This window comes from Rhodococcus sp. WB1 (assembly GCF_001700945.1).
Lineage (GTDB): Bacteria > Actinomycetota > Actinomycetes > Mycobacteriales > Mycobacteriaceae > Rhodococcus > Rhodococcus aetherivorans.
The window spans coordinates 4,282,643-4,295,307 of record NZ_CP015529.1; the positions used below are offsets into that span (position 1 = coordinate 4,282,643).

A 12,665-nucleotide genomic window follows, 5' to 3' on the forward strand; every position below is an offset into this window, starting at 1 on the left:
GCATGACCGAACGTACGACCGCGGCTGCAGGCCCTCCCCCGAACACGACCTCCGGGCCCTCCCGCGCGGACTCACGACGCGCAAGCCGTGCCGCCTTCGTAGGAACCCTGCTCGAGTACTACGACTTCAGCCTCTACGCCTCGGCGGCGTCGATTGTCTTCGCCAGCGTGTTCTTCACCGGCTCGAGCCCGTTCCTGGGAACACTACAGGCGGTCGCCACGTTCGCGGTCGGCTTCCTCGTCCGCCCGGTAGGTGGCGTGATTCTCGGCAGCCTCGGTGACCGCATCGGACGCAAGAAGATCCTGGTCTTCACGATGCTGCTGATGGGAGGGGCAACCCTCCTCGTCGGGCTTCTGCCCAGTTACGCGCAGATCGGATGGGCTGCACCGGCTCTGCTGGTCTTCCTGCGCATTCTCCAGGGTATCGGGGCCAGCGGTGAGTACGGCGGTGCCGCCCTCGTCGCCGTCGAGTTCGCACCCGAGAAGAAGCGTGGGTTGCTCGGCTCCCTCCCCGGCATGGGCGCGGCACTCGGTGGCGTGCTCGGAACCTTGTCGCTCCTCCTGGTGTCCGCCCTGATGTCCCAAGAGGCCTTCCTCGCGTGGGGCTGGCGCATTCCGTTCCTGCTCAGCGTCGTGATCCTCGCCTACGGCCTGTGGCTCCGTCGTGCCCTGCCCGAGACGCCCGCGTTCCGCGAGATCAAGGAATCCGACGCCCTGTCGAAGAGTCCCATTCTCGATGTGATCCGACAGCAGCCGCGCGCCCTTCTGACCGTCCTTGTGATGACCATCGGACAGACCGGTATCGGCTACTTCTACATCGTGTTCATGGGCACCTTCGGCACCAACCAGCTCGGTTTCGGTAGAACCGAAGTACTGGTCGGTCTGATCGCTGCGCAACTCACGAATACCGTTCTGATCCCGCTCTTCGGAGCACTGTCGGATCGTGTCGGACGACAGCCTGTGATCATGTTCGGCTTCCTCTACAGCGCCGTATTCGCGTGGGTGGGCATTTCACTCCTGTCGGGGGCAGCAACTCCTCCGTTGCTGTACTGGGTGGTCATGGCACTGGGCAACGGGGTCGGAGTCGCCGCCATCTTCGGTCCGATGGGCGCGTACGTCATCGAGTTGTTCCACACGCAGCACGCCTACAGTGGCCTCGGTCTCGGTCGTGAGGCCGGCAACGCGCTCGGCGCGGCAATCGTCCCGGTCATCGCAGTCGCCTTGGCGTTCGACGACACGACGGTGTGGCTCAGCCTCCTGGTCTGCGTCGTCTCGCTGCTCGGTTTCGCAGCAACCGTCCTGTCCCGTACCCGGTCGTCGTCCGTCCTGAAGCAGGACGACGACCGAGCCCCGGTGTCGGTGTAACACCTACCCAACACCGTGCGCGTTTCTGGTAGCGAGAGCTACCAGAAACGCGCACGGGTGCAGGGGGCACGCAACAACGATGCGACCCGTGCCGATCGAATCGGCACGGGTCGCATCGTGGTCGCATCTCAGACGCCGACCGGACCACCCCGCCACACACCGATCTCCTCACCGGAGACGTCGGCGGCGTTGTCGCTCACCAGGAACGACACCGTCGAGGCGATCGACTCGGGCGGAATCGACGGCCAGTGCCTGGTCAGGGCCTCCACGCCGGCTTCGCCTCCCGACGACACGATGTCCGTGGCGACGAAGCCGGGCATCACAGAGTTGACCGTGATGCCGCGACGGGCCACCTCCACCGCCATCGTCTTGGTCATGGCTACGAGACCGGCCTTGGCTGCGGAATAGGCACTCATGCCGGGCGACGGCCGGCGCCCGCCCGACGGGCTGTTCACGAACACCACACGGCCCCAACCTGCGTCGTACATTGCGGGCAATGCGAAGTGTGTACAGTAGAACGCGCCGTTGAGATTGACCGCGATGACTTCGTCGAACTCGTCGGGGGACTGCTTACGGGCCGCACCGGCCTTGTTCATGCCCGCATTGTTGACGAGCACGGTGGGAGCACCCAGTCGGGCCGTCGTGTCGGCGATGAGCCGTTCCGCGTCGGCGGCTTTCGAGATGTCGGCCCGGATTGCCACGGCCTGTCCGCCGTCCGCGACGATCTTCGCGACTACGTCCTCGGCATCGCGCGCACTACGTGAATAGTTGACCGCGACGGCGAATCCATCGGCGGCGAGCCGCTGCGAGATGGCCGCGCCGATGCCGCGCCCCCCGCCGGTAACGACAGCAACTTTCTGCGGGTTCACCACTGGATTACCGGACCTTCTCGTAGTTGTCGGGCACATCCGCGAAGGCGTCGCGCAACTGGCGCTTCGCGATCTTCCCGCTGGGCATCCGGGGCAGCGGCTCGTCCATGAAGACGACGTAGCGCGGCACCTTGTAGTCGGCGAGACGCTCGTTGCAGAAGGCGACGACCTCGGATTCCTTCATCTGCGCGCTCGTCCTGACCAGCGCTGCCGGCGTCTCGCCGAACTTGGCGTCGGGGACGCTGATCACCGCGACCTCTTCGACCTCTGGGATCTGATTGATGACGGTCTCGATCTCGGCGGGCGAGATGTTCAGGCCACCGGAGATGATCATGTCCTTGAGGCGGTCGACGTACGTGAGGTAGCCGTTCTCGTCGAGCTTGCCGAGGTCGCCGGTCTGGAGCCAGCCGTCGATCAGAGTCGCACGGGTGGCCTCCTCGTTGCGCCAGTATCCCGGCATCATGCCCGGTCCGCGCAGCAGGATCTGACCGGTTTCGTTGGGCGGGAGGTCGTTTCCTTCGGGGTCGACCACCCGGATCTTCGTGAAGATGCCGCCCCACCCGCACTTGTCGGGGTGTTCCGCGGCTTCGTCCCGCGGCATTGCGGTGGCCGATCCGCCGATCTCGGTCTGACCGTAGATCTGCCTCAGGGACACCCCTTGGGCCTGCCACTTGTGCAGCAGGTCGACAGGCACGCGGGCACCGCCGACGTGTGCGGTGATCATGTGGCTCAGATCCGTGTCGGCAAATCCGGGCACCTTCGCGATCTGTTCGAAGAGAATCGGGGGCCCGGTCAGGGTGTTGGCCTTGTCCTCGGAGAGGACGCGCAGCGCCGACGACGGGTCGAATCCCGGCTGCAGGAACAAGGTTCCGCCGTGCAGCACGACACGCGAGATGCCCCAGACGATGCCGGCGGCGGTGAACAGCGGCAGCACCAGTACCGGGCGCAGACCGTTCGGCTGAATCGGTTCCATCAGCGACCACTCGTGCATCTCACCGGCAATCGTGGCGTGCGTGAAGATCACACCCTTCGGCTTCCCGGTGGTGCCGCTGGTGAACACGATGGCAGTGGGAGTGTCGAGATCGACGACCGGCGAGCGGTACTTCGCGTGTTCGCGGCCGCGCAGCGGGCGCACATCCTTCTCGAACACGGCGACCGAGAAGGTGTTGCGTGCCTGCTGGACCTCTTCGAGTCGCGGCAGCAGTGCCTCTTCGCAGTAGACCACGGAGGGTTCACAGTCGTCGACGAGGGTGGTGAGCTCGCCGGTGAGCATGCGCTGGTTGAAACCCACGGCGATGGCGCCGACCTTCATGGCGCCGAGCGAGGCCACGGCCCATTCCAGGCTGTTGGCACCGAGGAAGCCCACTCGATCACCCGGCGCGACGCCACGGGAGGCGAGGTCGTGCGCAACACCGTCTGCCCAGCTCGACAGCTCTGCGTAGCTGACGACATCGCCGTCGAAATCGATCGCGGGCAGATCCGGCTTCGACCGAGACCAGTAGGTCAAAGCGTCTACAACGGTGCCGCTCATGTAGCCCTCCATGAATGTGTGTCGTCGATGCGGGCCCACCTCGGTGAGGCGCAGATCACACCCGCCTGTTAAATCTAAAGGTTGTCGTTTATTGAGGCAAGTACGAATGGGCGTCCGCACCATGGGCGACGGCGCGCATCGCATCGACCTCGACCAGTTTCCGACGGGCACGGCCTTGGCGACGCCCCTCGGTACGTTCGTACCGGTCGATGCGCCGCCAGCCGTCGAAGCCGAACGCGTCCGGACAGCGCGTCTCGACGATCGCCGCCAGATCGTCGCCCGTGCGGCTCGGCCGCGACAGGAGGGCGCGTTCGTGGTCAGCAACGATCGCTTCGACGGTCTCGGCTGCGCAATATCGATTGGTCCCGATCACGCCGGTCGGCCCCCGCTTGATCCAGCCTGCTACGTAGACACCGGATATCGGACGGTTGCCGGCCGGATCGACGACGCGACCTGCGACGTTGGGTATCGTTCCGCGGACCGCGTCGAACGGCAGACCCGACACCGGACGGCCGCGATACCCCACCGACCGCAACACCAGAGACGCGTCGAGGTCCTCGCCGGGCCCCGCCTGGCCGTACGGTGCGATCCGCAGACCCTCGACGCGAGTGCCGCCGAGAATCTCGACCGGCGCGGCCTGGAAGCGTAGCGTGATCCTCCGCCTGCCCGGTTGCGGACGCCGGTGCGCGTACTCGGCGATCGTCTGCAGCTTGATCGAGGCGCCCTCCGGCGCGTCGTAACCGCCGTGGACGGTCACGTCCAGCTCGGGCAACGAGCCCAGCGCCAGCAGTTCCGGTGTCGTGAACGCCCCGTGCTCGGGGCCGCGGCGCCCGAGCACCACCACCTCCTCGATCGCGCTGCGGCGCAGTACATCCAGAGCATGCTCCGCGATGTCGCCGGGCACGAGCCGCTCGGGATCGCGTGCCAGGATCCGCGCTACATCCAACGCGACATTGCCGTTGCCGATCACCACGGCGCGACGCCCCGACAGATCGAACGTACGGTCGGCGTAGTCCGGATGCCCGTTGTACCAGGCCACGAATTCACGTGCGGCAAAGCTGCCCGGCAGGTCTTCGCCCGGGATACCGAGCTTCCGGTCGTCGGAAGCGCCGCCTGCGTGGATCACCGCATGGTGGTGGTCGAGCAGTTCGTCGACGCTGAGGTCACGTCCGACCTCCACACCGAGAAATGCGCGGAAGCCGTTGCGGCCGGCGGTACGGGCGAAGACCCGCTCGACGGCCTTCGTCGTCTGATGATCCGGTGCCACACCGAAGCGGACGAGCCCACCGACGACGGGGAGCCGCTCGAACATGGAGACCTCCACGTCGATGTCACGCCGTTTCAGCAATTCCTCGGCAGCGTAGAAGGCGGACGGACCGGAACCCACGATCGCCACCCGCAGCGGACCGGGCCGCTCGGCGACGACGACGGGCTCCTTCGGCACCTCCGTCGGGCCGGACACGGTCGGGTTCCCCAGGAAGTATGCGGCATTGAGATCCTTGTAGATCTCGGTCTCGGGTGTGAGATCGCTGTCGGGCGCGATCGCCTCCACCGGACACACGTCGGCGCACGCCCCGCAATCGATGCAGGTGTCCGGATCGATGTAGAGCATCTCGGTGCGCGCGTACTGCGCTTCGTCGGGAGTCGGGTGAATGCAGTTCACCGGACACACCGCGACACACGTCGCGTCGTTGCAGCAGGCTTGGGTGACTACGTATGTCATGGATACTCCGGTTGATCGTGTGCTTCCGAACTCTGTTCCGGCGGGAGGAAGCGGTGGCCGTAGCGGTCGGCAAGTTCGCGGGCGCGAGCCGTGAATCCCTCCGCACCACCGGTATAGGACCGCCGGAACGACACGACCCCACCGGTGTGCGCGGGGAATCCGATGCCGAGAACGGATCCGGTGTCTGCGTCGGCCTCGGAACCGATCACACCTTCGTCGAGACAACGCAGCGCTTCGATCACCTCGACGAAGAGCAACCGGTCGCGCATGTCGTCGACCGGGATACTCCGGGTCGTCCCGAACACGTCGCGAAGGCCGGGCCACAACCCGATTCGCGTGCCGTCGGTGTCGTACTCGTAGAATCCGCGTCCCACCGATCGACCGACTCGACCGTGCTCGTCGATCATCCGGTCGCGGACACGGTCCGCACCAGTCGCCCGCCACGCGCCGCCGGCGGTCCCGACAGCGGCTCGGTTCTCTCGCTGCACCGCGCGGTTGAGGGTCAACGTGATCTCGTCGAGCAATTGCAATGGCGGCACCGGGTATCCCGCTTCGAGCGCCGCACGCTCGACGAGGACCGGATCGATTCCTTCCCCGACCGCGACCATCGCCTCGTCGAGATAGGGCTGCATCACCCGGCTGGTGAAGAACCCCCGGCTGTCGCGCACCACGATGGGCGTCTTCCCGAGCTTCCGTGAGTACGTCAAGGATGCCGCGAGAGTGGTCTCCGACGTGCGCGTACCGGTGATCGTCTCCACCAACGCCATCCGGTCGACGGGCGAGAAGAAGTGCATCCCGACGAAGTTCTCCGGACGTGCCAGCGTGGATGCGAGGGTTGTGATCGGCAGGGTCGACGTCGTCGACGCGAGGAAGGTGCCCGGGTCGGTGACGGCCTCGACCGACTGCAGGACCTGTTGTTTGGCGGCGACGTTCTCCGCCACGGCCTCGACCACCAACGAGGCCGGCGCGAGGTCCGAAACCCGTTCGGTAGGCGTGATGCGGGCGAGCAACGCCTGTGAGACCGCCGTATCCGTCGTCCCGGCCTGCAGTGCACGCATTTCGCGCCGGTCGGCGTACGCCCTTCCGCGGCGCGCACCCTCGAGGGTCCGCGCAACGAGCACGACGTCGGCGCCGGCCCGTGCGCACGTGTACGCGAGGGCCGATCCCATCATCCCGGCGCCGACGACACCGATCGTGGTGCCGGTCAGAGCACCCGACTCCCCGGTCATGACTGCGGCCTTTCCACGCGGGTGACGTCGACGGGGAAACCGTTGAAGATCGGGGCGCCTGTCAGCGGTTCGACCACGGTGTCGTCGACCAGGGCATTGACGTTCGCACCGGGTGCAGCGGCCGAGCGAGTGGTGCGGAGACCACGGCCGTCGTGACCCCACCCGTGCGGCAGGCTCACCACGCCCTGACGCATCGCGTCGGTGATGCGCAGTTCGGCGACGACAGCGCTGGTCTTCGATGCGATACGCACCGTGTCGCCGTCCACGAGGTTGCGTGCGGCAGCGTCGAACGGATTCATGAACAGCGCACACTGACCTGTGTCGGGCTGTGGCAGCGCATTGTGCAGCCAGGAGTTCATACCGCGACGCTGTCGCCGGTTGACGAGGACCAGCTCCGGCACGGGTTGTGCCAGCGTGTCACGCAGGCGCGGCAGGTCGGCGGTCAACGCATCGGGGACGAGGTTGATCCGTCCATTCGGGGTCCGCAGCACCTCGGGGATTCGCGGTTGCAACGGCCCGTAGTCGATGCCGTTGGGATTGCGTTCGAGCAGTTCGAGGGTCAGTCCGCCGGGAACGGCACCGAACCGGTCGCCGTACGGGCCGCTGCGCAACCGCAGGTCCAGCAGCCGCTGCGGGCCGGTGCGGCCCGCGGTCGCCCGTACGACGTCGTCGAGTTCGCAGCCCGCGAGCTTCGCTGCGCGACGGATCGCTGTGGTGGCGACCTCGTCGTCGAGCTCGGTGACCGGCCGCTCCGGTTCGCCACGGACGATTGCCGCGAGGCGCAGCAAAATCTGCCACTCGGGGACCTGGCCCGGACTCGGCTCGAGCAACGGGGCCGTGTACCGGGCCACATTGCGCACCTGGAAGTGGGTGAGCGCGAGGTCGTGGTGGCCCCGCGTCGTCAGCGGTGGAGGTGGCAGGATGACATCGGCATAGCGGGTCGTCTCGTTGAGGTACCCGTCGATGCACACCATGAATTCGAGATCGGCCAGGGCGGCCTCGACAGCGTGGCTGTTCGGAAACGACCGTGCCAGGTTGCCGGAGATCGTGATCAGGCTCCGCACCTGTCCCGGGCCCGGGGTCAGGACTTCCTCGGCGAAACAGACCGCGGGGATCTCTCCCATCGCCTCCGGCATGTTCCGGACCCGCGACCGCCATCGGTCGAACACGAGCGGAGCCTTCGGGTTGGCGGGCCAGGTGGTCGGACCGCCTGCCGGTGGCACGGGGAACATCGCGCCCCCCGGCCGATCGAGGTTGCCGGTCACGATGTTGAGGATCTCGACCATCCAGTTGGCGACCGAACCGAACTCCTGTGTGCACGAACCCATCCGGGAATGGGCAACGGCCGAGTCGGCAGCGGCGAAATCCCGTGCGATCCGGCGGATCACGTCGGCGTCGATACCGCAGATCTCCGCGACCGCGTCCGGGGTGAACTGTTCTGTGAGCCGAAGGACGTCGTCCAATCCGTCGACGTACCCGGTCAGGCGCCCGGGCGCAGCAAGCCCCTCGGTCGCGATCACCGAGACGAGTGCGAGCAGGAGAAACGCATCGGTACCGGGCCGGATGGCGAGATGGAGGTCGGCGACCTCCGCCGTCCGGGTGCGCGCCGGGTCGACCACCACCAGGGTGCCACCGCGCTCTCGCAGCGCTTCCAAACGCCTCCCGATTCCCGGCGCGGTGACGGTGCTCCCGTTCGACACGAGCGGATTCGACCCCAGGATCAGCAGATACGACGTGCGGTCGATATCGGGGACCGCCATTCCGAGCCCGGTTCCGTAGAGCAATGCGTTCGCGTAGTTCTTCGGAAGAGTGTCGATGCTGGCGGGCGAGTAGACATTGCGGGTGCCGATCGCCGAGATCAGCGGCAACGTGTAGAACGACGGGTCCAGGTGGTGCGCGGCCGGGTTGCCCGAGTAGACAGCGCAACTGTTGGGGTCCGCCGCGATGATCGGAGGCAGTCGCCGACCGATCTCGGCAAACGCCTCGTCCCACGTTGCCTCACGGAAATCGTCCCCGTCGCGGATCAACGGAGTGCGGATGACGTCGGGGTCGTTCTCCAGTTGCCCGAGGCCCAGCCCCTTCGCGCAACTGTGCCCTGCGGTGAACACGTCGTCGGGGTTCGGCCTCACCGACGTCACCGTGCGTCCGCCGAGTTCGAAGAGCAGACCGCACGTCGCTTCGCACAGCGGACAGATGCGTGCGCCTACCGTCGTGGCGGAAGTGTCAGTGAGCACCGGCGGGGACCTCCGATTCGACGGCCACCGGCACCGCAGTCATCACCGGCATCGCGTTGATGTTCTGGACTCGGTCGTAGCCGGTCAGGTCGTTGACATTGCTGCCGACTCCGCGGGGGTCCGCGTCGGCGTCGGACGCACCCCAGCAGTGGGTCATCGAGACCGTGCCCTGTCGGACGGTGGGGTCGGTGTGTGCGACAGCCCGGATGCGGCCGTGGGCCGAGCGGATGCGCACGATGTCGCCGTGTTCGATGCCGAGCTGCCGCAGGTCCTGCGGATTCACGTGTGCGGGGTTGTAGCCGAAGCGTGCGAGCCCGCTGACATCCCGGCCCACCGAATTCATCAGCTCCCGCATGCGGCGCACCGTCAGCCGCATGGTGAGCCCGCGTTGTGGCGTCGACTCACCCAGTGCAGCAGCGATTTCTGCGCTCACATCGTCCGGGCACAGGGCGAGGCGATGTTCGGACGCTCCTTCTGCGGGCGGACCGACCACCTTCTCCTCCGGAGGCGCGAGCGTGCCGCGTCGTGCCGACATCACTTCGTCCATGGAAACGCGCCCGCGTTCTGCGAACATCGCGAGCATTTCGTCCGAGGTGGGCGGCACGTCCGGATCGAGCACCCGCCCGGCGAACTTCACCGTGTGCCCGGCCGCAGAGGCAAGGCGGAAGAAGAACTCCCAGTCCTCGATCACGCCTGCGGGCGGAGCCACGAGTCGTGGTGTGTATTGCGCGAAGGGCCGGGCGAAGAAGAACTCCATCAGCAAGGTGTGGTCGGGTCGCTCGTACGCCATCGTCGGCGCGATCACATAGTCGGCCAGCCGGGCGGTGTCGGACATTCGCGTGTCGACGCAGACCAAGAGCTCCAGCTCGCTCAGTGCACGTTCGGCCTTCTCCCGATCCGGCAGGGCCCGCGCCGGGTTCCCGCCCGAGACCACCAGTGCCCGCACCCGGTCGGCGCCCGGCTCGAGGATCTCGTCGGCAAGAATGCCCGACGGCAGCTCGCCGTTCATCGTGCCGATCCCGCCGATGCGGCTGCGGAACCCGGATTCCCAGGTCCGGTACGGCGGACGAACCTCCGCCTTCAACGGGGTCGTCCGTGCGAGAACGTTGCGGTTGGGTGTCACCTCGCCTTCGCGGAGGTACCGACCGCAGACGACGTTCAGGCACGCGGCCAGGTGTTCGGCGACATTGGAATGCGGGCCCATGCACACCCCGGTGCCCGTTGTCGCCATGCCCCGCCGCCCCGCCGCGAACATCCGGGCCGCGCGGATGACATCGGCGGCCGGCACGCCCGTCACCGCTTCGGTGTGCGCCGGTGTCGCCGGTGCGACCGCCGCGCCGAGCTCCTCGAGGCCGTCTGCGAAGCGCTCGCAGAACCCGTGATCGTGACAACCCTCGGACAGGATCACGTGCAGCAGTCCTGCGAACAGTGCGGCATCGGTGCCGGGGCGGAGCTGCAGGTGCAGGTCCGCACGAACCGCAGTTTCGGTGCGCCGAGGATCGACGACGATGAGCTTCAGCCCTCGCTCGCGCGCCCTGCGGATCGTCACGGACGGGTTCTGAGTGATCGCGCCGTCCCCGTCACCGCCGTTGAGCGACACCATCGGGTTCGTGCCGGCCAGCAGCCACACGTCCGCGGTGTCGAAGCGCTGGCGCCCGCCGAGATACTCCCCCATCCGCGACTGCACGATCCACTTGGCGGACTGATCGATCGTCATGGTCGAGAACAGTTTCCGGGATCCGGTGGTGCGGAACCACGCCCGCGCCATCGGGCCGGTCAGCGCCGCGAAGTTCTGCTGGGTTCCCATGAACAATGCCAGTGCGTCCGGACCGTGCTCCCCCGTGATCGCTTCGAGGCGCTCGGCAATCTCCGCGATCGCGACCTCCACCGGGATGGGCTCGAAGTTGCCGCCGGGGGTGCGGCGCATCGAGGTGGTGAGCCGATCCGGCCCCTGATGGAAGTCGCCACCACGACGTCCTTTCGGACACGAGTAGCCGCCCGACAACGGGTGCAGTCCGTCGCCGACGATGCCGAGGATCCGATCGCCGTCGACCTCCACCCGCACCCCGCACGAGGCGGGGCACAGGCGGCAATAGGACAACTTCACCGGCACTGTCCGCTCCGTCCGCTGTTCGGCAGAGGCGATGGGCTCTGCAGGATGTGATGATCGTCACCGACGTCATCGCAATCTAACATCTGTAGGTAAATGGCACAACATGAGCCTGTTGCGGCGGCCACGAACGGCAAACGGTTATTCACCAGCAGAACTCCATGCGGTGAATAACCGTCAACCGCGTAGGGCTATTCGGCTGCAGCCATGGTGTGGGGTGTCGTAGCGGTCTCGGAACGGCGGTTGCTCTGCACTCGGCGATTCCGGATGGACATGACCCCGAGAGTCACGACAGCGAGCAGCGTCGGCACGATCGTGAGGAGGAAGATGCTCTGCGCACCCAACCCCGCCGCGATCAGAAGCGCGCCGACCGCCGGACCCGCGATCGAGCCGATTCGCCCGATGCCCATTGCCCAGCCGACACCCGTCGCGCGGACCGCAACCGGATACACCGTGGCTGCGATCGCGATGATGCCGGCCGAGCTACCGGACATGCCGAATCCGACGAAGAAGACCGCCAGCAGCAGCAACCATCCGCTGCCGAGAAGCATCGCGACCAGCGCAGTGAACACGGCTCCGAGCGTGTAGCCCGCCATCACCACGACGAAGCCGTTGCCGATCCGGTCGGTGATCCGGCCGAATGTCAGCGCACCCGTCATCCCGCCGAGGTTGAACAGCGACGCGGCGAGCAACGCGGTCGATGCACTCCGACCGCCTTCGCCGAACAGCGTCGGCATCCAGCTGAGCAGAAAATAGATGACCAGGAAGTTGATGACGAACACGCCCCACAACAGGACCGTGTCGACCGCGCGGCCGCCCTGGAACAGGACGCTCACCGGCGACTTCGTCACGGTCGACGTGTCCTGCACGAACCTGGCCGTGGCGGTGACGCGTGCGTGGGGCGCGATCTCGTCGACGATGTGCGCGGCCTCCTCGTTGCGGCCTCGGGCAACGAGGAACTTCACGGATTCCGGCAGCCACCGCATCGCCACAGCCATCAAGATCAGCGGTAACACGCCACCGACGACGAACAGCGCCTGCCACCCGAACTTCGGGATGAGGAACGCGGCCGCGAAACCACCGACGAAGCCACCCAGCGACATGCCCGCGACCGTCACGGTCACCATCGTCGCCCTCATCCGGGCAGGACTGTATTCGCTCACCATCGCGATGAGATTCGGTGTCACACCGCCGAGGCCGAGACCCGCGATCACGCGCAGCACGATCAGCGCCGTCATGGAGGTCACCAGCGCGGTGGCGAGCGTGAACACCGCGAAGATGACAGTGCACACCATGATGATCCTGCGGCGGCCGTAGCGGTCGGCCAGCGGCCCGAAGAGCAGGCTGCCCACGACCATCGCGCCGGTACTCAGCGCGAGCGCGAAGCCGAAGGACGCGGGCGACAGTCCCCAGTCCGCCGACATGGCAGGAATGACGAACCCGATGAGTTGTGCGTCGATGCCATCGAGGATCGCGAGACCGAGGCACAGGGCGAGGACACGCTTCTGCAGGGATGACAGGGGCGAGTCGTCGATGATCTTGGTGATGTCCACATCGCGGGTACTGCTCACGGTGCGTGTCCTCTCGGAGAAGGGGAAATGAACC

At 66.7% G+C, this 12,665-nt stretch carries 8 protein-coding genes; 1 reads left to right on the forward strand and 7 read right to left on the reverse strand.

Going from position 1 to position 12,665, the window contains the following annotated elements:
* Positions 1-2: 2 nt before the first annotated feature.
* A complete protein-coding gene (locus A4U64_RS19055; RefSeq protein WP_029541610.1) occupies positions 3-1,364 on the forward strand; it encodes an MFS transporter in 1,362 nt (453 codons plus the stop codon).
* Between the two features lie 128 nt (positions 1,365-1,492).
* On the opposite strand, the gene A4U64_RS19060 is transcribed toward A4U64_RS19055, so the two are convergent.
* The 7 genes from A4U64_RS19060 to A4U64_RS19090 all read right to left on the reverse strand — a co-directional run bounded on the left by A4U64_RS19060 (position 1,493) and on the right by A4U64_RS19090 (position 12,631).
* Entirely contained in the window at positions 1,493-2,233 is a 741-nt protein-coding gene (locus A4U64_RS19060; protein WP_029541609.1) for an SDR family oxidoreductase, read from the reverse strand.
* A gap of 7 nt (positions 2,234-2,240) precedes the next feature.
* The gene (locus A4U64_RS19065; RefSeq protein ID WP_050036282.1) at positions 2,241-3,764 is read right to left on the reverse strand and encodes a class I adenylate-forming enzyme family protein; all 1,524 of its coding nucleotides are present in this window, start codon (positions 3,762-3,764) and stop codon (positions 2,241-2,243) included.
* 88 nt (positions 3,765-3,852) lie between these two features.
* Positions 3,853-5,487 (reverse strand): FAD-dependent oxidoreductase, encoded by a 1,635-nt coding sequence (locus A4U64_RS19070; protein ID WP_065922963.1) that lies wholly within the window; start codon positions 5,485-5,487, stop codon positions 3,853-3,855.
* Positions 5,484-6,716 carry a 3-hydroxyacyl-CoA dehydrogenase family protein gene (locus A4U64_RS19075; protein ID WP_050034660.1) on the reverse strand — a complete coding sequence of 411 codons (1,233 nt, stop codon included), beginning with the start codon at positions 6,714-6,716 and terminating at the stop codon, positions 5,484-5,486. Before A4U64_RS19075 ends, A4U64_RS19070 begins: the two co-directional genes overlap by 4 nt.
* Entirely contained in the window at positions 6,713-8,950 is a 2,238-nt protein-coding gene (locus tag A4U64_RS19080) for a molybdopterin-dependent oxidoreductase (protein ID WP_065922964.1), read from the reverse strand. The genes A4U64_RS19075 and A4U64_RS19080 overlap by 4 nt, the downstream gene beginning before the upstream one ends.
* Positions 8,940-11,063 (reverse strand): molybdopterin-containing oxidoreductase family protein, encoded by a 2,124-nt coding sequence (locus tag A4U64_RS19085; protein WP_065922965.1) that lies wholly within the window; start codon positions 11,061-11,063, stop codon positions 8,940-8,942. The genes A4U64_RS19080 and A4U64_RS19085 overlap by 11 nt, the downstream gene beginning before the upstream one ends.
* A 188-nt stretch (positions 11,064-11,251) precedes the next feature.
* On the reverse strand, positions 11,252-12,631 hold the full coding sequence (locus A4U64_RS19090; protein ID WP_065922966.1) for an MFS transporter: 1,380 nt from the start codon (positions 12,629-12,631) through the stop codon (positions 11,252-11,254).
* Positions 12,632-12,665: the final 34 nt, after the last annotated feature.

What these genes read in the sequence shown, in the direction of transcription:
- A4U64_RS19055 (WP_029541610.1), top strand. Translation starts at nt 3, where the DNA reads ATGACCGAACGTACGACCGCGGCTGCAGGCCCTCCCCCGAACACGACC.
- A4U64_RS19065 (WP_050036282.1), bottom strand. Translation starts at nt 3,764, where the DNA reads ATGAGCGGCACCGTTGTAGACGCTTTGACCTACTGGTCTCGGTCGAAG.
- A4U64_RS19070 (WP_065922963.1), bottom strand. Translation starts at nt 5,487, where the DNA reads ATGACATACGTAGTCACCCAAGCCTGCTGCAACGACGCGACGTGTGTC.
- A4U64_RS19075 (WP_050034660.1), bottom strand. Translation starts at nt 6,716, where the DNA reads ATGACCGGGGAGTCGGGTGCTCTGACCGGCACCACGATCGGTGTCGTC.